This window comes from Pseudomonas bohemica, assembly GCF_002934685.1.
GTDB lineage: Bacteria > Pseudomonadota > Gammaproteobacteria > Pseudomonadales > Pseudomonadaceae > Aquipseudomonas > Aquipseudomonas bohemica.
The window spans coordinates 204,005-224,990 of sequence record NZ_NKHL01000115.1 but is presented as its reverse complement, the minus strand read 5'-3'; the positions used below and the strand labels follow the sequence as shown (position 1 = coordinate 224,990).

At 59.8% G+C, this 20,986-nt stretch carries 19 protein-coding genes; 8 read left to right on the top strand and 11 right to left on the bottom strand.

All coding sequences use genetic code 11. The annotated features are described in order from the left end of the window. Positions 1-354 precede the first annotated feature (354 nt). Together CE491_RS20770 and CE491_RS20765 are read left to right on the top strand one after the other, a co-directional pair. Entirely contained in the window at positions 355-1,476 is a 1,122-nt protein-coding gene (locus tag CE491_RS20770; RefSeq protein ID WP_110950219.1) for a GGDEF domain-containing protein, read from the top strand. Continuing rightward, positions 1,469-2,398 carry an iron-sulfur-binding ferredoxin reductase gene (locus CE491_RS20765; protein ID WP_110950206.1) on the top strand — a complete coding sequence of 310 codons (930 nt, stop codon included), beginning with the start codon at positions 1,469-1,471 and terminating at the stop codon, positions 2,396-2,398. Before CE491_RS20770 ends, CE491_RS20765 begins: the two co-directional genes overlap by 8 nt. Positions 2,399-2,509: 111 nt before the next feature. Here CE491_RS20765 and pyk read toward each other — a convergent pair whose 3' ends face one another. Then, entirely contained in the window at positions 2,510-3,961 is a 1,452-nt protein-coding gene (pyk, locus tag CE491_RS20760; RefSeq protein WP_110950205.1) for a pyruvate kinase, read from the bottom strand. 188 nt (positions 3,962-4,149) lie between these two features. Here pyk and CE491_RS20755 point away from each other — a divergent pair, with 188 nt between their 5' ends. Both CE491_RS20755 and CE491_RS20750 read left to right on the top strand, forming a co-directional pair. Then, positions 4,150-4,524, top strand: coding sequence for a tetratricopeptide repeat protein (locus CE491_RS20755; protein ID WP_110950204.1), 375 nt, complete (start codon positions 4,150-4,152; stop codon positions 4,522-4,524). Positions 4,525-4,857: 333 nt separating this feature from the next. Beyond that, on the top strand, positions 4,858-5,217 hold the full coding sequence (locus CE491_RS20750) for a PilZ domain-containing protein (RefSeq protein ID WP_110950203.1): 360 nt from the start codon (positions 4,858-4,860) through the stop codon (positions 5,215-5,217). Positions 5,218-5,233: 16 nt separating this feature from the next. Here CE491_RS20750 and CE491_RS20745 read toward each other — a convergent pair whose 3' ends face one another. Genes CE491_RS20745 through CE491_RS20720 form a run of 6 tightly spaced genes read right to left on the bottom strand, consistent with a single transcriptional unit; the run spans position 5,234 to position 12,177 of the window. After that, positions 5,234-6,589 (bottom strand): DUF58 domain-containing protein, encoded by a 1,356-nt coding sequence (locus CE491_RS20745; RefSeq protein WP_110950202.1) that lies wholly within the window; start codon positions 6,587-6,589, stop codon positions 5,234-5,236. Beyond that, on the bottom strand, positions 6,586-7,650 hold the full coding sequence (locus tag CE491_RS20740) for an AAA family ATPase (RefSeq protein ID WP_234407638.1): 1,065 nt from the start codon (positions 7,648-7,650) through the stop codon (positions 6,586-6,588). The genes CE491_RS20745 and CE491_RS20740 overlap by 4 nt, the downstream gene beginning before the upstream one ends. Then, entirely contained in the window at positions 7,647-8,861 is a 1,215-nt protein-coding gene (locus CE491_RS20735) for a DUF4350 domain-containing protein (RefSeq protein WP_110950201.1), read from the bottom strand. Before CE491_RS20735 ends, CE491_RS20740 begins: the two co-directional genes overlap by 4 nt. After that, positions 8,858-10,459, bottom strand: coding sequence for a DUF4129 domain-containing protein (locus tag CE491_RS20730; RefSeq protein ID WP_110950200.1), 1,602 nt, complete (start codon positions 10,457-10,459; stop codon positions 8,858-8,860). Before CE491_RS20730 ends, CE491_RS20735 begins: the two co-directional genes overlap by 4 nt. Further along, positions 10,446-11,426 (bottom strand): stage II sporulation protein M, encoded by a 981-nt coding sequence (locus CE491_RS20725; RefSeq protein WP_110950217.1) that lies wholly within the window; start codon positions 11,424-11,426, stop codon positions 10,446-10,448. The genes CE491_RS20730 and CE491_RS20725 overlap by 14 nt, the downstream gene beginning before the upstream one ends. A 13-nt stretch (positions 11,427-11,439) precedes the next feature. Continuing rightward, complete coding sequence (locus tag CE491_RS20720; protein WP_110950199.1) at positions 11,440-12,177, bottom strand: RDD family protein; 738 nt, start codon at positions 12,175-12,177, stop codon at positions 11,440-11,442. A gap of 182 nt (positions 12,178-12,359) precedes the next feature. Here CE491_RS20720 and sbcB point away from each other — a divergent pair, with 182 nt between their 5' ends. Then, a complete protein-coding gene (gene sbcB, locus CE491_RS20715) occupies positions 12,360-13,790 on the top strand; it encodes an exodeoxyribonuclease I (RefSeq protein ID WP_110950198.1) in 1,431 nt (476 codons plus the stop codon). A 91-nt stretch (positions 13,791-13,881) separates the two neighbouring features. Here sbcB and mvaT read toward each other — a convergent pair whose 3' ends face one another. After that, the gene (mvaT, locus tag CE491_RS20710) at positions 13,882-14,262 is read right to left on the bottom strand and encodes a histone-like nucleoid-structuring protein MvaT (RefSeq protein ID WP_110950197.1); all 381 of its coding nucleotides are present in this window, start codon (positions 14,260-14,262) and stop codon (positions 13,882-13,884) included. Positions 14,263-14,609: 347 nt separating this feature from the next. Here mvaT and purU point away from each other — a divergent pair, with 347 nt between their 5' ends. Together purU and CE491_RS20700 are read left to right on the top strand one after the other, a co-directional pair. After that, positions 14,610-15,461, top strand: a complete 852-nt coding sequence (gene purU / locus CE491_RS20705) for a formyltetrahydrofolate deformylase (protein WP_110950196.1) — start codon at positions 14,610-14,612, stop codon at positions 15,459-15,461. Positions 15,462-15,595: 134 nt separating this feature from the next. Continuing rightward, positions 15,596-15,781 (top strand): hypothetical protein, encoded by a 186-nt coding sequence (locus tag CE491_RS20700; protein ID WP_110950195.1) that lies wholly within the window; start codon positions 15,596-15,598, stop codon positions 15,779-15,781. Here the strand turns inward: CE491_RS20700 and CE491_RS20695 are convergent. Beyond that, the gene (locus tag CE491_RS20695; RefSeq protein WP_110950216.1) at positions 15,758-16,753 is read right to left on the bottom strand and encodes a lysylphosphatidylglycerol synthase transmembrane domain-containing protein; all 996 of its coding nucleotides are present in this window, start codon (positions 16,751-16,753) and stop codon (positions 15,758-15,760) included. The two genes, CE491_RS20700 and CE491_RS20695, sit on opposite strands and share 24 nt — an antisense overlap. A gap of 286 nt (positions 16,754-17,039) precedes the next feature. Between CE491_RS20695 and CE491_RS20690 the strand changes: the two genes are divergently transcribed. After that, entirely contained in the window at positions 17,040-18,530 is a 1,491-nt protein-coding gene (locus tag CE491_RS20690; protein ID WP_110950194.1) for a helicase HerA-like domain-containing protein, read from the top strand. A 159-nt stretch (positions 18,531-18,689) separates the two neighbouring features. Here CE491_RS20690 and CE491_RS20685 read toward each other — a convergent pair whose 3' ends face one another. Both CE491_RS20685 and CE491_RS20680 read right to left on the bottom strand, forming a co-directional pair. Beyond that, positions 18,690-20,162 (bottom strand): inorganic phosphate transporter, encoded by a 1,473-nt coding sequence (locus tag CE491_RS20685; protein WP_110950193.1) that lies wholly within the window; start codon positions 20,160-20,162, stop codon positions 18,690-18,692. A gap of 236 nt (positions 20,163-20,398) precedes the next feature. Beyond that, positions 20,399-20,596: a hypothetical protein gene (locus tag CE491_RS20680; RefSeq protein ID WP_037014498.1), complete on the bottom strand. Its 198-nt coding sequence runs from the start codon at positions 20,594-20,596 to the stop codon at positions 20,399-20,401. Positions 20,597-20,986 lie beyond the last annotated feature (390 nt).

Here is a 20,986-nt window from a genome sequence, read left to right as displayed (position 1 = left end):
TTCGTAACGCTTTGCCATGCGGGCCTCCAGCCAATCATGGCGGCAATTCTACCCTGCCGACTTTTCGTACAAAACCTAGTGCTTTGATATGCACTTTGGTGCTCACCCGGCGAGTGATGTCAATACCGCTGCTCTCCAAACGTACTGAACAGGTAAACAGAGGCGCGATTGAACCATGCGTCTTCGTCAGACACGTGCATGGTCGTGATGCCGGATGCGTTGGCGAACGGTCCCGTTTCCACTACATTGGCAGTCTTGCCAGATGATTGAAGTGCTTCTCGCCGTATTGGGGAAACACCACCGGCCAGCGATGCGATGCAAGTCTATCCCGCCGGACAGGACGACCTTTACCTGATGATGAACCAACCTCATATAGACGGATCTATCCAGCGCCTGCGGTTCAAGCGCTTCGCGCTGGCAGCAGGCACCTACGTGCTGCTGATCGCGCTCGTGTGGGTGGCGTACTGCGCGGGGTACTATTACGCGAATTTCTTCGGCCTGTGGCTGGCCACCGTTCTGGTATTGCTTTCTCAGGGTGTACTGAGCCTGGTGTTCTTCGGCGAGTACAACAAACGCTTCAAGGACCCGAGCCTGACCGAGTTTCAGGTGTTGCTGGGGCTCGGCTGGCAGACCTTTCTGCTCGCTCATCTGGAAACGGCCAGAGGCACTTTCATGGTGCTCTACGTACTGGTATTGCTGTTCGGTCTGTTTCACCTCCCGCCGAGAGTGTTTACCCGTTGCGCCATTCTCGCCCTGGTCGGCTTCACCGGGCTGAACCTGTGGGACGCCTTTGAGGGCCTCCTCGCAGATCCGGGCCTGGCCGCCTTGCAGACCTGTGCCCTGTTCATCGTGCTCGGTTGGCTGTGCCTGTACGCGCGTTTCGTGCAAAGCTCCCGCCAGCGCATGCATCAGCACCGCATCACCTTGCAGGCGCACCAGGAAACCTTGCGCGGAATGATGTTTCAGCTCGAAGAGCTGGCTTCCACCGATGAGCTGACCAACCTCTACAACCGTCGTCATTTTCTGCGTCTGGCCACCCGCGAGCTGGAAACCATGGACGGCTCCTACACAGAAGGTCTGGCCCTGATCGACATGGACCACTTCAAGCGGGTCAACGACCTGCTGGGCCACGCGGCGGGCGACCAGGTGTTGCAGGTGTTCGCCGCGACTGCCTCCGACTGCCTGCGGGCAGACGACATCCTGGCGCGCTACGGCGGCGAGGAATTCGTCCTGTTGATCCCCCGTTGCACCCGCGGCCAGTTGGTCGAGTGCTGCGAACGTGTGCGTCTTGCCTTTGAGCAGGTAGTGATTCCCGAGCTACCGGGCCTGAAGCTGAGTCTTTCGGTGGGCATGACCCTGATCGAGCGTGGCGACGACATGGATCGCGCCCTGCAACGTGCCGACCTGGCGCTGTACCGCGCCAAGCATCATGGCCGCAACTGCTGTCATGGGGCCTGGGATTATGCCGATGCCTGAGATACACGCCGGCGACCGCCGCTGGGCGGTCACTCCCGGCTGCAACCTGCTCGATGCCTTGAACAGCGCAGGCGTGGCGGTCCCCTACAGTTGTCGCGCAGGCAGTTGCCATGCCTGTCTGGTGCGCTGCATCCGTGGCGAGCCGCAGGATGCGCTGCGTGAGGCGCTGGATGCCGGTCAGCGCGCGCAGGGCTGGCGCCTGGCGTGCCAGTGTCAGGTGGTGGGCGACCTGAGTGTGGAAGTCTTCGACCCGCTGCGCGACGGCCTGCCCGCGCGGGTGAGCGCTTGCGACTGGCTGAGCCCTTCGGTCTTGCGTCTGCGCCTGGAACCAGAGCGGCCGTTGCGTTATCGCGCCGGGCAGCATCTGGTGCTGTGGACCATGAGCGGCATTGCGCGTCCTTACTCGTTGGCGAGCTTGCCGGGCGAGGAAGGGTTTCTGGAGTTTCACATCGACTGCCATAAGCCCGGCGCTTTCGCAGACGTTGCCCGTACGTTCAAGCCCGGTGACGCGATTCGCCTGGGTGAACTGCGCGGCGGAGCACTGCGCTACGACCCGGACTGGCAGGATCGGCCGTTCTGGTTGCTGGCAAGTGGCACCGGTCTCGGACCTCTGTGGGGGTTGTTGCGCGAAGCGCTGCGGCAGGGGCATCAGGGCCCGATCCGGGTGCTACACGTGGCCCGTGAGCATTACCTGGCCGTGCCGTTGCAAGCATTGGCTGCCGCGCATGCCCAGTTGGAGGTCGAGCTGATAAACCCTGAAGACTTTCAAGCGCGGCTGTCTGATCTGCGTGTTACTTCTCGCCAGACCATCACCCTCGTTTGCGGATCACCGGCCAGTGTCGAGGGCTTCTCAAGGCGCCTGTTTCTCGCAGGATTGCCCCGAGGCCAGTTGTTAGCGGATGTGTTTCTGGAGAAAGCCTGAGACACGCCCGACCCCAAAAGCCGCACGCCACCCCAGTTGAGATTCTGATCCCACGACACAAAAAAAGCCCCGCGCTCTCACGAGCCGGGGCTTTTTTATCGCTGCTGCGTCTTAGACGATCGGGTCGCCGACGTGCAGGATTTTCATGCCGTTGGTGCCGCCGATGGTGTGGTAGCTGTCACCTTTGGTCAGGATGACCCAGTCGCCTTGCTCCACCAGACCACGCTTGACCAGCTCGTCCACAGCCGACTGGCTAACCTGACCCGCTGGCAGCGAAGCCGGGTCGAACGGAATGGTGTACACGCCACGGAACATGGCGGCGCGCGCCTGGGTGCCGCGGTGCGGGGAGAACGCGTAGATCGGCACCGAAGAACGAATACGCGACATGATCAGCGGGGTGTACCCACTTTCGGTCAGTGCGATGATCGCTTTCACGCCCGGGAAGTGGTTGGCGGTGTACATGGCCGCCAGCGCGATGCTCTCGTCGCAACGGGTGAACGAGTGGCCGATGCGGTGGCTGGAGGTCTTGCCGGTCGGGTGACGTTCAGCACCGACGCAGATGCGCGCCATGGCTTCGACGGCTTCGACAGGGTAGGAACCGGCAGCACTTTCCGCCGACAACATCACGGCGTCGGTGTAGTCGAGCACGGCGTTGGCCACGTCGGACACTTCGGCGCGGGTCGGCATCGGGCTTGAAATCATCGATTCCATCATCTGCGTGGCCACGATCACCGCTTTGTTGTGGCGACGTGCGTGCAGGATGATTTTCTTCTGGATGCCTACCAGCTCGGCATCGCCGATTTCCACGCCCAGGTCGCCACGGGCAACCATGACCGCGTCACTGGCGCGGATCAGCGCATCCAGGGTTTCGTCGTTGGCAACGGCTTCGGCGCGTTCGATCTTCGCCACCAGCCAGGCCGTACCGCCCGACTCGTCACGCAGCTTGCGTGCGTATTCCATGTCGGCAGCGTCGCGTGGGAACGAGACGGCCAGGTAATCCAGGTCCATTTCGGCAGCGAGCTTGATGTCTTGCTTGTCTTTTTCGGTCAGGGCTGGTGCAGTCAGGCCGCCACCGCGACGGTTGATGCCTTTGTGGTCCGACAGCGGGCCACCGATGATCACGGTGCAGTGCAGGGCATCGGCAGTTTCGGTGTCTACGCGCATGACCACACGTCCGTCGTCGAGCAGCAGTTCGTCGCCTACGCCGCAATCCTTGACCAGATCGGGATAGTCGATACCGACGATTTCCTGAGTGCCTTCTGTCAGAGGATGACTGGTGGAGAAGGTGAATTTGTCACCGACTTTCAGTTCGATCTTCTTGTTGGCGAATTTGGCGATACGAATTTTCGGGCCTTGCAGGTCGCCCAGCAACGCAACGAAGCGGCCGTTCTTGGCCGCGATGTCGCGGATCAGCTTCGCGCGAGCCTTGTGCTCGTCGGGCGTGCCGTGTGAGAAATTGAGACGGGCAACGTCCAGGCCGGCAAGAATCAGCTTCTCGATGACTTCTGGCGAGTTACTTGCAGGGCCAAGTGTGGCTACGATTTTGGTGCGGCGAACGGACATGCACAAACTCCTTAAATGAAGCGCAGCGAGAGGCTACTACTGTATTGCGCTGTAGTCATTGTTCCTTTGCACTACTTGTTGCCTTCCAAGTGGGCAATCGGCCAAGTCTGGGCAGACGTACGGCACTCAAATCACGCTTGAAGAATTCCGGCGAGGCGCCGATACAATGCAGAGCGAAGGAGACTCTCATGCGAATCGTGATGATATTAGTGGCGCTGGCGGCCTTGAGTGGTTGCACCCGCTGGGCAATGAATAGCCATCTGAACAATGCCAACCGCGCGTACGCCCAAGGCGACTGCGATGCGGTGATGTACAACCTGTCGAAAGTAGACCGCGAAAGCCGTGCGCGTCGCTATGTACAACCGGAAGTGTCAATGTTGCGCGGAGAGTGCCTGGAACGCCAGAAGTTATATCTGGATGCAGCTCAGACCTACCAATTCATCATTTCCCAGTACCCGTACAGCGAATACGCATTCAGGGCACAGGCGCGATTGGATACGCTGCGTCAATTGGGGCACGACAACGCCGCACCTACATCCACCCCGAGACCTGCTTCACTGTAGTTACACCCGCTTGGATAGACGGTCTCTTTTTTGGGTGGCCTTTGTAAAAGGTTGAGCTAGTCTGCAGTCGGTAGGGACCTAAGATGTCATCACAGGAGTGGCGAAGGGCGCTCCGATGTTCGACCGGATGATCGTCGAAACCCGATGGTTATCGCGAAATCGAATAATCGGATCAGTGACTTCGGTTATGGCTGGTGAGTCAGATGACGTCCCTGTTGCAATGAAATGAACAGGTGGATCGATCGTTTTCGTCGTCTGTGCCGTTCCACACGCGACCGCATCCCTTTGCATTAGCAAGACCATGCTCAATGGTCATTCGAGGACCAATGTCCAATGCTCAACGAAAGACGAATCGAGCGTCACCAGCTCCCTTACTATCTCCAGGTATTCAATCGGTATACCGATAAGCCACTGGGCTGTCTGGGGAATGTTTCCGAACAAGGCCTGATGTTGATCAGTGATCTGCCGATTCTGGCGGGCGCCGACTTTCAACTGCGGCTGAAAGTACCGGACGAGAAGAGCGGGCTCTACAACATCGACATCAATGCCAGTTGCCTGTGGTGTCAGGAGGATGAAACGCCGGGTGTTTACGACTCTGGCTTCAGACTGCAAGCGGCGCCTGCCGAGTACTTCCATCTGATTCAGGCGTTACAGCGTTATTTCAGTTTTTATCCGCTGGAAGCGTCGGCCTGAGACCGGCGCCTTCTATTTATAAGGTGCCTGCCTTTTTCCAGCTCAGATAACGGCTCACCAATTGCGGCCCCAATTCTGCGGGTCGCACATCCAGCACGGGTATGCCGTGGGCGCTCAGGCGTTCATGCAGGGCCGCCCGTGCATTGAGAAATGCCACGGTGCCACAGTAATCCAGTGCTTGCTGCCAGGTGCGCACCGGCGTCTGGCGCAACGCGTCCAACACCTCTTCGCGCAGACTGGCCACCAGCACTCGATGATGCCGGCTCAGCTGTTTGACGGCGCCGAGCAGGTCTTCGTCGTCTTCATCGCGGAGGTTCGTTACCAGCACCACCAGCGCCCGGCGCTTCTGCCGGATCAGCACCTGACGGATCGCTGCGCTGTAGTCGGCAGGACGTCGCGTGCTGTTCAAATCATAAACGTGATTGAGCAGCACATTGAGCTGTGCTACTCCTTTTACCGGAGCAAGGTGCCGGTCGTGTTCGGCGGCGAACGTCGATACGCCGACCGCATCGCCTTGCCGAAGCGCCACATAGCCCAGCAGCAGACACGCGTTGAGGGCGTGATCGAAGTGGGTCAGCTCGCCATCCTGACTGCGCATCCGCCGCCCGCAGTCGAGCAGGAAAACGATCTGTTGATCACGTTCGTCCTGATATTCCCTGGCGATTGGGATGCGCTGGCGAGCGGTGGCTTTCCAGTCGATCTGCCGCAGGCTGTCGCCTTCGCGAAATTCACGCAGCTGATTGAATTCCAGCCCTGGCCCGCGTCGCTGGCGCTGACGGACACCGATCTGACTCAGCCAGTTATCCACAGCCAGCAATTGCCCGTTGTGCAGTCTTGCGAAGTCCGGATACACCCTCGCTGAATTGGCGACAGGCAGGTATCGCCGCGACAGCCACAAGCGCAGCGGGCTGCGCAGCTGGATTTCGATCCGCTGGAAGATGAAATGCCCGCGGCTGGTGGGGCGCAGGCGGTAGGTCAGTTGCGCTTTGCGATGGGGCCGCAGGGTCATCTGCTGCGGCAGGTATTCGACCTCGCAATGGTTGCCCGAACCTTGGGGGCCATGATCGAACAGGGTCAGCGGTACGCTGCGTCGAAAGTTGTGCTCAAGGTCGATGCGCACCTCGCTCCAGCGCCCGAGTGCCAGACTGCCGGACAGGTGACGCTGCACGCGAGGCGAGGGAAGGCGCCACAACCAGAAGGCGTCCAGCAAGGCCAAAGCACCAATCGCGCAAATCAGCGCCCAGAACAGGCTGTCGAGTCTGACGGTGGGCCCGCGCCCCAGTGCCTGAAGTATGCCCACCAGCACGGCAAACGCTGCCAGAATGACCAGCCACCAAAGCATTCGGGTCGATGGCTTGAGCAGTTGTTTCATTGGCGCGGCGCCGGAACCTGATCCAGCAGCTGCTTGAGCACCTGGTCCACCGACATGCCCTCGATGTCCAGTTCTGGCGACAGCCTGACTCGATGGCGTAACACCGCCAGTGCGCAGCCTTTGATGTCGTCGGGGATCACGAACTCGCCACCGCGTAGCAGGGCTCGGGCGCGGCCGCCACGTACCAGCGCGATCGAAGCACGAGGGCCGGCGCCCAGAGCCAGTCCCGGCCAGGTACGAGTGGCGCGGGCCAGGCGCACGGCGTAATCCAGCACCTGCTCATCCATCGGCAGCTCATTGGCGATGCGCTGCAACGCCTGGACATCCTTGGCCTGCATCAGCGTGCGCAACGGCTGGACGTCGAGCATATCCGAACGAGTGGAGCGGGTGACCTGACGTACCATTTCCAGTTCTTGCTCGGCCTGGGGGTAATCCATGCGCAGCTTGAGCATGAAACGGTCCAGTTCGGCCTCGGGCAGCGGATAGGTGCCTTCCTGTTCGATAGGGTTCTGGGTCGCCAGTACCATGAACGGCTGCGGAACGGGCAGGGCGCGACCTTCGAGCGTGACCTGCCGCTCCTGCATGGCTTCCAGCAAGGCTGCCTGAGTCTTGGCCGGAGCGCGGTTGATCTCGTCTGCGAGCAGCAGGTTGGTAAACAGCGGCCCCTTGCGCAGCTTGAACTGCTCGCTCTGCATGTCGTAGACGGCGTGACCTGTGACATCGCTGGGCATCAGGTCGGGAGTGAACTGAATGCGCGCGAACTCGCCGCCGAAACACCGTGCCAGGGCGCGCACCAGCAAGGTCTTGCCGAGGCCGGGAACCCCTTCGAGCAAGACATGCCCGCCGCCGATCAAGGCCGTCAACACATCGTCGATCACGGTGTTCTGGCCGATCACGGCCTTTTGCAGTTCGTGACGCACGGCCTGAGCCAGGTGAATGGCACGCTGACGTTGCTGGGCCGGATTGCTGGCAGGGGCCGATGAGGCGTCACTGCCTTTGGGCTCGACTGCGTGCAGAGCGGGGTCTGCGCTGCTCGACTGCGGGGTCGGATGATCGCTCATAAGGCATTCCTGAGGGTTTGCAGGTACGCAACCTGACGGGTGAGTTCGGTACTGGACAGGCGCTCTTCGATACGCGGTCGCAGGGCCTGGCCGATGTGGCTGGTGGGCTGGCGGGTGGTGCGTGCCAGTATCTGCCATTGTTCGGTCACTGGCAGCGCTTCAAAACCTGGGTGCCGCTGTCGGGCTCGCCGCAAAATGTCCTGCTGCAGCGAACGCAGCAGGGCATGTTGACCCCTGCGACGCAGCATGAAATCCGCACTGGCGCGCAAATGCTCGCTCAACTGGCGGCGGGCGCGGGACGGTTCCGGCTGCAGCGGACCGTTTCGCGTGCCGTAGTGCCAAAGCCCGGCAGCGATACACAGTGCCAGCGCCAGCAAGGCCTGGGGGAAGTACTTCCATAGCAGGCCGAACAGGTCGTCGTGTTCCGTGCGCAGCAGCAGGGTGACCGCGCTGTCCTGACTCAGGTACCACAGCAGCCAGGCATTGTCGTATTTGCCGATAGCGCGGGTCTTCCAAAGGTCAGCGTCGGTGAGCACCGTGATCAGGCCGTTACCATAGGCCATCTGCAGCATGTGCGTGGCATCTGCGCTGTTGGCCCACGACTGCGCATGATCCTGCGGGTCATCCAGATGAAACGCCGGGTCGAAGCTCATGTAGGCCGGATCGTGTTCGTTCTGCACATAAAGTCGGGTGAGTTCCGGCCAGGGCGTCTGAGGCGCCTCGATATCCGGCGTGCTCAAGGGAATGACGGGCTTGATCTGCTCGCGCTCACGGCGCCGGTCCTGCTCGCGCAGATCGCGGGTCATGAACTGATGGATCTGCAGTTGATCGAGCAGCAGATCGCCGCTACGTCCTTTCTTTTCATCCCACAGCTGTTCTGCGACGAACAGCAGCCGGCCACCGCCACGGGCCCAGCTCAGCAGGCGCGTTACTTCGCTCGGCGTCATCTTCTCGCGGGTGTCCAGTAGCATCAGTGTCTGTGCCTGCTGGCGTGTATCGGGCAGCGTGTTGAGCGCCTGAGTGACCTTGACCGAAACGCCGAGCTGGCGCAGGAACGTCTCGGCCGCCAGATAGGGGTTGGCCCGCACTTCAGGAGACGGACCTTGATCGACCACCTCCTGGTAATGCTCCAGGCGCTTGAATGGCACGCTTGCGCCGCCGATGCCGAGCAGCACCGTTGCGGCGAGCATGACCCACAACCGGCGGCTCATGTCGCCGCTCCGCGGGTGAACAGTCGTCGCCAGCCCTCACACAGGTCGTTCTGCACCTCGCTGGCAGGGAGCTGATGACCGTAGGCCAGGTTTTGCCAATGACGGGTGAGCTCCCGGCTGAAGTCGTGCAACGGCGGCTGATTCAATGCTGCGACGCGCTCCAGCACCTGACCTTCGGTGTCGGCGTTTTTCAGCGGCAGTTGATAGTCGGTGAGCAGGCGGTTGAGCAAAGCCCGATACAGCAAGCTCAGCGCCTCCCGTGGTGCTTCTGGCCAGAGCTTTTCCGCCGCGCTGGCGACATCGTCCGGCAGGCTTTCGATGTCCACTTGCAGGCCGAACAGTTGCCGGGGCGCGTCACGCCGTACCTGCGGTTTGCGTGTGTCTCTGCTGACAAAAGTGCCGAACCAGCCCCGATAGCGCCAGGTCACCCACGCCACTGCCAGCGCAATCGCGGTCCATAGCAGTGCCTCGAAAACGCTCGACAAGGTTTTGCCGATGTTCAGCAGAATGAGCACCAGTCTAGTCAGCCACTGGGATGTATCGCCGTTTTTTGCGGTTTTTGCGTCGCGTTTCTGGTCAGAGAGACGCCAGCCGGATACGGCCTTCGGATTCTTGAATGGCGGACTGTCGAGTACAGCCTTGATGGCACTTTGTGAGGCCTCGCTGTTCAGCGGCTGGCTTAGCAGACGCGCCGTGCCCGGAGCTGCGAGCTGTTCCTCGGTTTGTGGCAAGTCCAACGGCGGCAGAGGACAGCTGTAGTTCGACTCATCGACCGTGTCGTCGGCCATCGCGGTCGAGGGTGAGAAACTGAAGACAAGGGAGACGCCGAGCAGCAAAGCGTAGGCAGAGCCGACCAACCGCTGACGAAGGCGGCGGAACGCCAGTTCGATGTCCCAGCCCTCCAGGGTCGTGCGACGGTTCAGGTACAACGCAAACCCGCATGACACGTATATCGGTTCCCACACGATGAGGACCAGCGCGTAGAAGGCATTGGTCAGATGCTCGAGCCAATTCCAGCCGCTCTCGATCTCCAGCAGACTGCGCCAGGACCAGTCCAACTCGACCTGCTGGGGAATGAGCGCATAGAACAGTAGCATCAGGCCTATCCAGAAACACATCTCCAGGGTGCTGCCCATGGAGGTCAGGCATCGCACGACCCGCAGGTTCCTCTGGCCGAGCAGGGCAATGCGCTGCGCCCGCAGCAGTCCGTCCAGGCCTTCCAGTTGTTGAACAGGCAGGTTGAAACTGCGACTGAGGCTGAACCGCCGCCAGGTAAGGCTGGCGAGCAATTGCGGCTTGAGCGCGCGGGGCCAGGCTTTGAGCGCCTCCTTGAGCGACGGTGCAGCGCCGAACAGCGCCTGGGACAGAATCAGCAGCGGCAATCTTTCGTAAGCTGGTTTCAGCCACCAGAACAGCAACACGGCCGCGGACGGGTAATCCCAGAGCAGCACTGTGAGCAGCGCAAAGATGGGAAGGGTGACGATCGCCCAACTGGTCATCAGCAGGCGTCGGTGCTGGCGCGCCAGCAGAACACCGAGGTCGACCGCCTCCCAGGGATTGCGCGGGCGGATCGCCACGCGGGCTTCAGTCAGGCGCATGGGCGGTGCGTCCGGCGAAGATCAGGTAAGCGGCCACCAGCGCCCATAACGCGGCGCCGACCAGATATTTGGTGGTCGCGTGGGGCCAGGTCATCGACGACCAATAGGCCTCTATAAAAGCCGCGATCAGCAGAAACAGCATCACCCCGCCAATCAGGCGCACGCTGGTCCTGGCCGCCACTCGCAATGCTTCGCCACGGCGTAGCGAACCGGGAGCCAGCAATGCCCAGCCAAGTTTCAGGCCGGCAGCGCCTGCCAGAGCGATAGCGGTCAATTCGAAGGCGCCGTGGCCGACCACGAACGGCCAGAAGGTTTCGCCAAAGCCGACATCGGTCAAATGCCCTGCCACCGCGCCGATCATCAGCCCGTTGAAAAACAGGAAGAACAGGCTGCCCAGCCCAAACAGCAAACCGCTGGCAAAGGTCTGAAAGGCGATCCCGATGTTGTGCATGATGTAGTAGCCGAACATGAGCCAGTCGGTGCTCGACGCGCGTTCCGCAGCCTGACCGATGCGCCTTGCAGCGGGGTCGTACATGCTTTCCATCTCGCCCACCTGCGCGGGGCTTACAACGCTGTAGATCAGGTCTGGATAGGCGTAGACCAATAACCCCATGACGATCAGGCTGCCAAAGAACAACAGACACGCCAGCGCCACCAGTCGCCATTCGGTGCGCACCAGCCGAGGAAAGTCCGCCAGCACGAAGCTCAACAGTTGCGCGGCGAACTGACTGCGATGGCGGTACAACTGCTGGTGGCCGCGCATCGCCAGTTGTTGCAACGGTTCGATCAGATAACTGCTGTAACCGCGCTCCTGCGCCAGCGCCAGGTGCTGACAGATCCGCCGATAGTCCTCGGCGAAGCCGGTCCCCGCGTCATTCTTGCCTCGACTACGTTCCAGGACCACCAGACGCTCGGCGAATCGTTGCCATTCATCATCGTGGCGTTGTTCGAATTGGCGCTGCTTCATATCGACCGCCGCTTCATGCCGAACCCGCCAAGCCGCGAGCGATGCCGTTCAACTGACTCAGCGCCTGCTCCGGGGGCATGTTTGCCGGCATTTGCAGAGGGGCAATAAGGATGCCCGCCAGTTCCTGCGCGCGTGCCGCAGAGAGGCTGTCCTGTCGCTCGGCAAAGGACAGCACGGCGCGCTGCTCTTCGAGCGTCAATACCACGGGCGCGACGATGGCAGGTACTTGCGGCAACACCGGGCGCGCCGTCGGCGCATCGCGATAAATCACCAGCGTACCGGCCGCCAGATCACCCAGTCGTTTGAAAAAGGGATGCTGCAAACACGCGAATGCGCCCACGCTGTAGCCGAAAGGCAGCATGTCGACGAACCGCAGCAGGTTGCGCAGCAGCGACGCGGACCAGCCCACTGGCGTGCCGTCGTCATGGACCACGCGCAAACCCAGGAGCTGTTTGCCCGGCGTGCGGCCCTGGTGCAGCACTTCAAATAGCACCATGTACCACCAGTTGATGAGGAACAGCGCCAGCACGAAGATTCCTGTGCCGAATTCGCCAAACGCGTGGAGCAGGTAAAACAACGCAACCAGCAATGCACCACGAATCAACAGATCGATTGCAAATGCCAGCGACCGCGACAGCAGCCCCGCCGGACGCAGCACCAGATCGATGCCTTCCGGGGTTTCCATGCGGACACGGGTGTCCAGCGGAGCAGGCTGCGCAGCGTTGCTTGGCCAAGCGTGCGAGGGGGACATTGTCGGGAGGGGTACGCCAGAAAATAAAGCCTGATGCTAGCCAGCGCAGCAGTGCTAAGCAACCGGATGATTTGGAAGGCGGATGTGGGAAACGTCTTTAAACAGTTTCAGCCGGCATGCGAGTGAGCAGGGCGCTGCAGCGCATCTGTTAGACTGCGGCGGTCTTTGTTCAGGATCAGCCCGTGACTTCCAGCATCTTCTGGTACGACTACGAAACCACAGGGATCAATCCGCGAAACGATCGGCCGCTTCAAGTAGCCGGGATTCGCACGGACGATCAGCTCAACGAGATCGCCGAACCGGTCAATCTGTATTGCCAGCCCAGCGATGACATTCTGCCGCACCCCGCTGCGTGTCTGGTCACAGGCATCACGCCCGCGCGGCTGGCGGAAAAAGGTCTGTGCGAAGCGGACTTCATGACCCGCGTGCATGCCGAACTGTCACTGCCCGGCACCTGCGGTGCAGGCTATAACACGCTGCGATTCGATGACGAAATGACCCGCTACAGCCTCTATCGCAACTTTTTCGACCCCTACGGGCGGGAGTGGCAGGGCGGTAATAGCCGTTGGGATCTGATCGATGTCGTGCGCACCGCGTATGCGCTGCGGCCTGAAGGCATTGTCTGGCCGCAGGAGGAGGGGCGAGTCACTCTCAAACTCGAACGCCTGACAGCGGCCAATGGCATTGACCACGGCCAGGCACACGATGCGCTTTCCGATGTTCGTGCCACCATTGCATTGGCGCGTCTGGTGCGTGAGAAACAACCCAAGCTTTACGACTATCTTTTTCAACTGCGCAGTAAACACAAGGTTCACGAGCAGGTTCGTCTACTGCAGCCTCTGGTGCATATATCCGGACGGTTTTCCGCGGCGCGTAGTTATTTGAGTGTTGTACTACCGCTGGCCTGGCATCCGACCAACCGCAATGCCTTGATTGTGTGTGATCTGTTTCACGATCACAGCCCATTACTGGACGAGGACGCTGAGACGTTGCGTCAACGTTTATATACCCGGCGCGAAGATTTGCTGGAAGGGCAGTTGCCGGTTCCGCTCAAACTACTCCACATAAATAAATGTCCGGTGGTCGCGCCGTTAAGCGTGTTGCGCGAGGAAGATCGCCAGAGGTTGCAGTTGGATCTGCCTGTCTACAAAGAGCGCGTCATCCGTATGAACGAAGGGCAGGCAATCTGGCAAAAGAAGTTGAAAAGGGTTTATACAAGCGACGAATTCGCTGCCAGCGAAGACCCGGAACAGCAGTTGTATGATGGATTTATTAACGACCGGGATCGCCGACTTTGTGAACAGGTTCGAATTGCCGAGCCGCAACAGTTAGCCAACGAAGCGTGGTCGTTCGATGATCCGCGTCTTCCCGAACTGTTATTTCGCTATCGGGCGCGCAACTTTGCCGAAACCCTGAGCGTTGCCGAACAGCAGCGCTGGTTGAGTTTCTGTCGGCAACGCCTGACCGATCCGCAGGCCGGGGCGCCCAATACGCTCCAGGGTTTTACCAAGGCGTTGATAGCGCTCTCGCTGAAAGCCACGCCAGAGCAGCTGAAAGTCCTTTACCAGTGGCAGGATTACTCCCTGCAACTGCAGCAGCGACTAGGGTTGTGAATGCGACTGTCCGGCAACTAGCGCCAATAAAAAACGCCAGCTTTTGCTGGGTCGCACATCACTGTACAACGGCTTGGCAATACCTGGGATATTAGCCCAGCAGAGTTGCCCAGCTTTCAACCTCGTCACCGCCCCACTTGGCTTTCCACTCTTTCAAAGTTTTGTGATTGCCGCCTTTGGTTTCGATGATTTCACCGTTGTGCGGGTTCTTGTACTGCTTGACCTTGCGCGCGCGCTTGGTGCCCGTAGTTTTGACTACAGCGCCGCCACGTGGGGCCTTCAGTTTGGAGTCCGGATCCAGCAGCGCGATGATGTCGCGCAGGGACTTCTGGTATTCGCCCATTAGGGTGCGCAGTTTGCCTTCGAACTCAAGTTCCTTCTGCAGTTTGTCGTCTTGTTGCAGGTTTTGCAGACGAGCTTGCAGTTCTTTGATGGCTTCTTCTGTAGCGCGGTATTCGTTGATCAGGGACATGAGGGCTACCTGTGTTGTGATGGGCAGGGTGTAATGACGCAATAATAGTCACAGTATTTGCGCAAGTAAACATTTAAGAAATGTTTTATCTGTAGCATTTTGAAATAGCTGGCGGACATGCAAGGCTCATCAAAAAGTGTCTCATCTGCGAACCATAAAATAGCGCGCCTATTTAGTGCTTTTATCGTCGCCCTGTTTGACCAGGCTGCGCAACGCCGCGGCAGGAACGCTCTACCGTCGATCGGATCCTTTTTTTCGCCTGCGCAAATCATTCTCAACGGGTTACTGCACAGTCGCCGGGTAATCGCTAGAATAGCCGCCTTTGCGAAGTTCTGGAGTTTCCCCCCATGCGCACTTTTCGTCTGGTGATTGCTTGCCCGGACCGTGTTGGCATCGTTGCCAAAGTCAGTAACTTTCTGGCGTCATATAACGGCTGGATTACCGAAGCGAGCCATCACTCTGACAACCTCAGCGGCTGGTTTTTCATGCGCCATGAAATGCGTGCCGACACCCTGCCCTTCGATCTGGACGGCTTCCGCGAGGCATTCGCGCCGATTGCCGAAGAGTTTTCGATGGACTGGCGCATTACTGACTCTGATCAGAAAAAGCGCGTCGTGCTCATGGCCAGCCGTGAGTCTCACTGCCTTGCGGACCTGCTGCACCGCTGGCACAGCGACGAACTGGACTGCGAGATCGCCTGCGTGATTTCCAATCACCAGGACCTGCGCAGTATGGTCGAGTGGCACAACATTCCTTATTACCATGTGCCGGTTGACCCCAAGGACAAGGAGCCGGCCTTCGCCGAGGTTTCGCGTCTGGTCAAACAGCATGAAGCCGATGTCGTGGTACTGGCGCGCTACATGCAGATCCTGCCGCCGCAGCTGTGCCGCGAATACGCGCATCAGGTTATCAACATCCATCACAGCTTCCTGCCGTCGTTCGTCGGGGCCAAGCCTTATCACCAGGCATCGCTGCGCGGTGTGAAGCTGATCGGCGCAACGTGCCACTACGTAACCGAAGAGCTGGATGCCGGCCCGATCATCGAGCAGGATGTGGTGCGCGTCAGCCACCGCGATAGCATTGAGAACATGGTGCGTTTCGGTCGTGACGTCGAGAAGATGGTCCTGGCTCGCGGCTTGCGCGCGCACTTGGAAGACCGGGTGCTGGTGCATGACAACAAAACGGTCGTATTTGACTAAGCTGTTGATTCTGCCCATCGGCCTTCGCAGTCCGGGTTGCCGGCGGTAGCGATTTCACAACGCCTCCGCCAGTAGGCCGTGCTGCTTCAGGTCATGCGACGTGCGAATCTTCTGCAGCCACCGAGGCTTACGCCATGACCAACCCACTTGACAAAGCCACCTCCAAAGCCCCTCCCACCCTTGGCGAGGGGTGTCTCAGCCGTTACGATCCCGATGCTCTGTCGCCAGAAGACGGCACTGAGTTTGAAGGCGCGGCGCAGTTGTGGGAGCAGTTGAAGCCCGATGACGAGGAGAAATCAGGCGCTCTTGATCCGCAGTAGTTTGATCAGCAGCGGCTTGCCCACCATCAGCAGAAAAACCGGCCCGCCGGCTACCAGATAGAAATAGTACGTCACGATCCGCCAGATCAGAATCGCCGCCGCCGCGGTCGATTTCCCCACCATCGGCGTCAGTAAGGCCGCCGACGTCAACTCCGCTGCACCCGCGCCACCAGGCGACAGGCTGAACTGTCCGGCGCTCAGGGACAGCATCTGCACCAGAAACGTCCATGCCCAATCGATGTCCACGCCCAATCCGAGCAGTGCGAGATACAACACGCTGTAGCGCAGGCTCCAGTGCACGCAGGTCAGGACGAACACCTTGAGCAGTACGCGATGGGGCATCTTCCAGGTTTGCGCCAGGGCATCGCGAAAGTGCAGCAGCTTGCGGGCCCAGCGGATTCGCGTGCTGTGCTTGCGGTTCAGGCGTTTGAGCAGCTTGCCGTTGAACAGGATGATACGGCGGTGGTACCGGGCGAACCCCGCGCAGGCACACAGCCCGGCACCGATCAGCAAGGCGCTGGCGATGAGCATCCACTCCAGGTTCTCGCTGAGTTTGTGGAACACCGCATAAATCAGGATGCCGATCAGTGCCAGTAGAAAGAACACCAGGTCGTTGAGCTGATCGGTGGCGAACGCGGCGGTGCTTTTTGCCGGACCAATGCCGCAGCGTGACAGTAGAGCCACCAGAGTCAAAGGCGCACCACTGCCACCGGGGGTTGCGCTGTAGGCGAACTCAGTCGCCATGACCACTCCCAGACTCTTGCGCATCCCCAGCCCGCTGGCGCTTTCCCCCAACAGCAGGCGCAGGCGCATGGTGTTGGCGCACCAGCCCACCAGCACCATGCCGAACATGGCCAGAAACAGCGGCAGCGGGAAATTGCGCAGGCGATGGAGCATGTCCATTCCGCCCATGAACATCGGAATCATCAGGGCGAGCAACAAGACGACCGCCAGCCATACGAGTCGCTTCACGCGGTAGCCCTTGCGGCGCGCATGTATCGGGTTGGCTTGCGACCGGAGCAAATCAGCATGTCAGTGGGGGCGATAGGCACCTTGGTTGGGATCCTTGATAATTCGTCCTCGATTGACCACCCTCGACAATGGATGTTCGGTCTCGGGCGGTGATGGGGGCCGACGTGGCCGTGGCATGCGCTAGAGTGAAGGGGCCGACCCGGGTTGGCAATATTCGATGCAGGCAATGATGGGTTAATCGCCTTGGTCGTCCTGCAAACAACCCATACGATCTGTAGGTGAAGACATGCCGGATTCTCGACAAATTCTTATCGGTGCGGGCCTGGATGGCCAGCCGATCGGTCAGGCGTTGCATCTGGCCAATCGTCACGGCCTGATTGCCGGTGCGACGGGTACCGGTAAGACCGTGACGCTGCAGCGCCTGGCGGAAGCTTTCAGCGATGCCGGTGTGGCAGTGTTCGCGGCGGATATCAAAGGTGATCTTTGCGGGCTCGGCGCGGCAGGCAATCCGCAGGGCAAAGTCGCCGAACGCATCGCCAGCATGCCTTGGCTGAATCACAAGACGCAGGCTTATCCGGTTACGCTGTGGGACGTCAATGGCCAGTCCGGTCATCCACTGCGCACGACGTTGTCGGAAATGGGACCGCTGTTGCTGGGAAGTCTTCTTGAGTTGACTGACAGCCAACAATCGGCGCTGTATGCCGCGTTCAAGATCGCCGACCGGGAAGGTCTGCTCCTGCTGGACATCAAGGACCTCAAGGCACTGCTCAACTACCTGCGTGAAAATCCGCAGGTGCTGGGCGAGGACAGCGCGCTGGTGACCACCGGCTCCAGTCAGGCTCTGTTGCGGCGTCTGGCGGTGCTGGAACAGCAGGGGGCCGAAGCATTGTTTGGCGAACCTGCGTTGCAATTGGAGGACATTCTGCAACCGGCGAGTGATGGGCGAGGGCGCATTCATTTGCTCGATGCCAGTCGCCTGGTGCATGAGGCACCAAAGGTCTACGCGACGTTCCTGTTGTGGTTGCTGGCTGAATTGTTCGAGCAATTGCCGGAGCGCGGCGATGCCGACAAACCGCTGCTGGCGCTGTTTTTCGACGAGGCCCATCTGCTTTTCGCCGACACGCCCAAGGCCTTGCAGGACCGCCTTGAGCAAGTGGTACGGCTGATCCGTTCAAAAGGTGTGGGGGTGTACTTCGTCACGCAATCTCCGGGGGATCTGCCGGACAACATCCTGGCCCAACTCGGATTGCGGATTCAGCATGGCCTGCGGGCCTTCACCAGTAAGGAGCAGAAATCATTGAGGGCTGTGGCGGATGGATTCCGGCCCAATCCCGAATTCGATACGCTGACGGTATTGACCGAGCTGGCCATTGGCGAAGCGTTGGTGGGCACCTTGCAGGAGAAGGGCACACCTGAGATGGTCAAGCGCGTGCTGGTGGCGCCTCCGCAATCGCGAATCGGGCCACTGAGCGAGGCCGAGCGAGCCGCATTGATTGCCCAGTCGCCGCTGGCCGGGCGTTATGACAAGCCTATTGACCGTGAGTCGGCCTATGAAATGCTTCTCGCGCGCAAGGGGGCTGCACCTGACACGGCGCAAGCTCCGGCTGCTGAAGACAAGCCGAAAGGTGATTTCGCGGATATGGCGGGCGGATTTCTGGGTGGACTGGCAGGCCAAGCGGTCAAGAGCGCAATGCGTCAGGCGGCGAATCAGATTGGACGGGAGTTGGTGCGGGGGTTGATGGGGTCGTTGCTGGGCGGCAGCAAGAAACGCCGTTGAAGCTGTCTTGCGCCTGTGGGAGCACGCTTGCCCGCGAACAAAGCGCCGCGACTTTCTGACAGACTACGTCATCGTTCGGGCAAGCGCGCTCCTACAGGCTATGCACAGAAAAATGCCCATTCATTGAATGGGCATTTTCGAATCAAGCAGTCAGTTGAGTCAGGCCAGCGCCTTGGACGCCAGCCAGAACAGACCTGCCGACAGCGCAATGGTCGCCGGAAGGGTCAGCACCCAGGCCAGCAGAATATTGCGAACGGTACCACCTTGCAGGCCGCTCTTGTTGGCCACCATGGTCCCGGCCACACCCGAAGACAGGATATGGGTAGTCGATACCGGCAGGCTGAACACGTTGGCCAGTGCGATGGCGCTGGCGGTGGTGATTTGTGCGGACATGCCTTGTGCGTAAGTCATGCCTTGCTTGCCGATCTTCTCGCCAATGGTCAGTACCACGCGTTTCCAGCCAACCATGGTGCCGATACCCAGGGCCAGTGCCACGGCGAAGATTACCCAGAACGGTGCGTATTCTGTGGTGGTCGTCAGGTCCTTGCGCAGTTTCTCCAGATCGGATTTCTCACGGGCATCGAGCGCAGGCAGTTTGCCAACCTTACGTGCAGTGTCGTCCAGACACAGCAGATAGCGGCGCACTTCGATGCGATGCTCGGGGGCCAGGCCGCGGTAGTCGGTCACGCCTTTGAGGTTGTTGAGCAGAGCGTCGATGGTCGGCTCGGTCTGCTCGGGGTTGCAACTGAAACGTTCAGGCAGATCGCCAGTGGCCGACTTGCCCAGCGCCAGGTATTCACCGAGCGTTGCGGCATTGCGCTGGTAGAACTGGCTGAGGTGCAAAGTCGCGTCGCGGGTGCGCTCGATCTGGTAGGTCGTGCTGCTCAGATCCAGAACGAATTGCGCCGGTACGATACCGATCAGTACCAGCATGATCAGACCGATGCCTTTCTGGCCATCGTTGGAGCCGTGCACGAAACTGACGGCCATGGCCGAAATCACCAGCACCAGACGATTCCAGAAAGGCGGATGTTTTTTATCTTTCAGATTGCGGCGCTGTTCGGGTGTGTTGTGCATCTTCGACAACGGACGCCAGGTCTTGAGGGCCCACAAACCCAAGCCGGCGACAACGAATCCCATCACAGGCGAGAATACCAGCGAGGCGCCGATATCGATTGCCTTCTGCCAGTTGACGCCTTCTGCCAGTGGAATATGGTTGATCAGCGAATTGGCCAGACCCACGCCCAGAATCGAACCGATCAGCGTGTGCGAGCTGGACGCCGGAATCCCGAAGTACCAGGTTCCCAGGTTCCAGGTGATCGCGGCCGCCAGGAGCGAGAAAACCATCGCCAGGCCGTGACCGGTGTTGACGTTGATCAGCAACTCGACCGGCAGCAGGTGAACGATGGCATAAGCCACGCCAACGCCGCCGAGCAGCACCCCGAGAAAGTTAAAAACACCCGAGAAGAACACGGCCAGATGTGGCGGCATGGCTTTGGTGTAAATGACTGTCGCCACCGCGTTGGCGGTGTCATGAAAGCCATTGATGAACTCGAAGGTGAGGACAAAAGCCAGGGCGAGCAGCAAGCTCACAATCACCCAAGCGTCCAGTCCGCTGAATAAATCGATCATGGAAGGTTTTCTGACCCGGTATTAAGGGGGCGGGATTATGACAGAAAAAAAACTAATCGATAGGCACGCCGCTAATTGGTAGCAACCTGCAACGAAATTTCTGCCGAGCCACCCCGTTGACTTCCTGTCAGGAAGCGAAATGTAAAACGCATTTCACTTCAACCTTAGCTGAAACCGGTCGAGGCGAATCAAGCCTCCGGCTGCGGCTCGTCCGACGGTGATCCCGACGCTTAGGGTCAAGGCTCTTCTTTGAGCTCTTCTTCCATCTTCTGGAGTTCTTGCTTGAATGCCTGATCGAGCAAGCTGGCACGTTTGCGCCAAGGCTTGCGTTCTGGCTCCGGCTGAGCGGCGTAGGTGGTCACTTCGCCGCCGTATACTTCCTTGTAACGTTGTTCCTGGCGCTCTAATTCGGCGCGCAGTTCATCTTTGGTCACGTTATTACCTGATAGTGTCAAGTTTGATTCCGGTGATAACGCAGTGCCTGGAAGTGTCGTATGCCCCTGACCGATCAGCTGCGCTAAACGTTTGCGATCAGTTCTGGACGAGGTATTGAACACTTCTGTCACATGCGGCTACGCGCACCAGAACGACAAAACTGTCGTAGCTACATTCTTCTTTCGGGTTGCCAGTCTGCTGGCGAATTGACCAGGCTTCTGGCCCGTCTATCGCCGGGCGGTGCACTCGGGTAGTGCACGCAGCGTGTTGATTGGATCCATGCCCGACTGAGCTATGGACGTCACCCACGCCTTGGCGTTATAGCGCGTCAATTGACCGGTACTATCTCCAAGAAGATCACAAGAGTCAACTGTAGAGAGCGCTGTAAT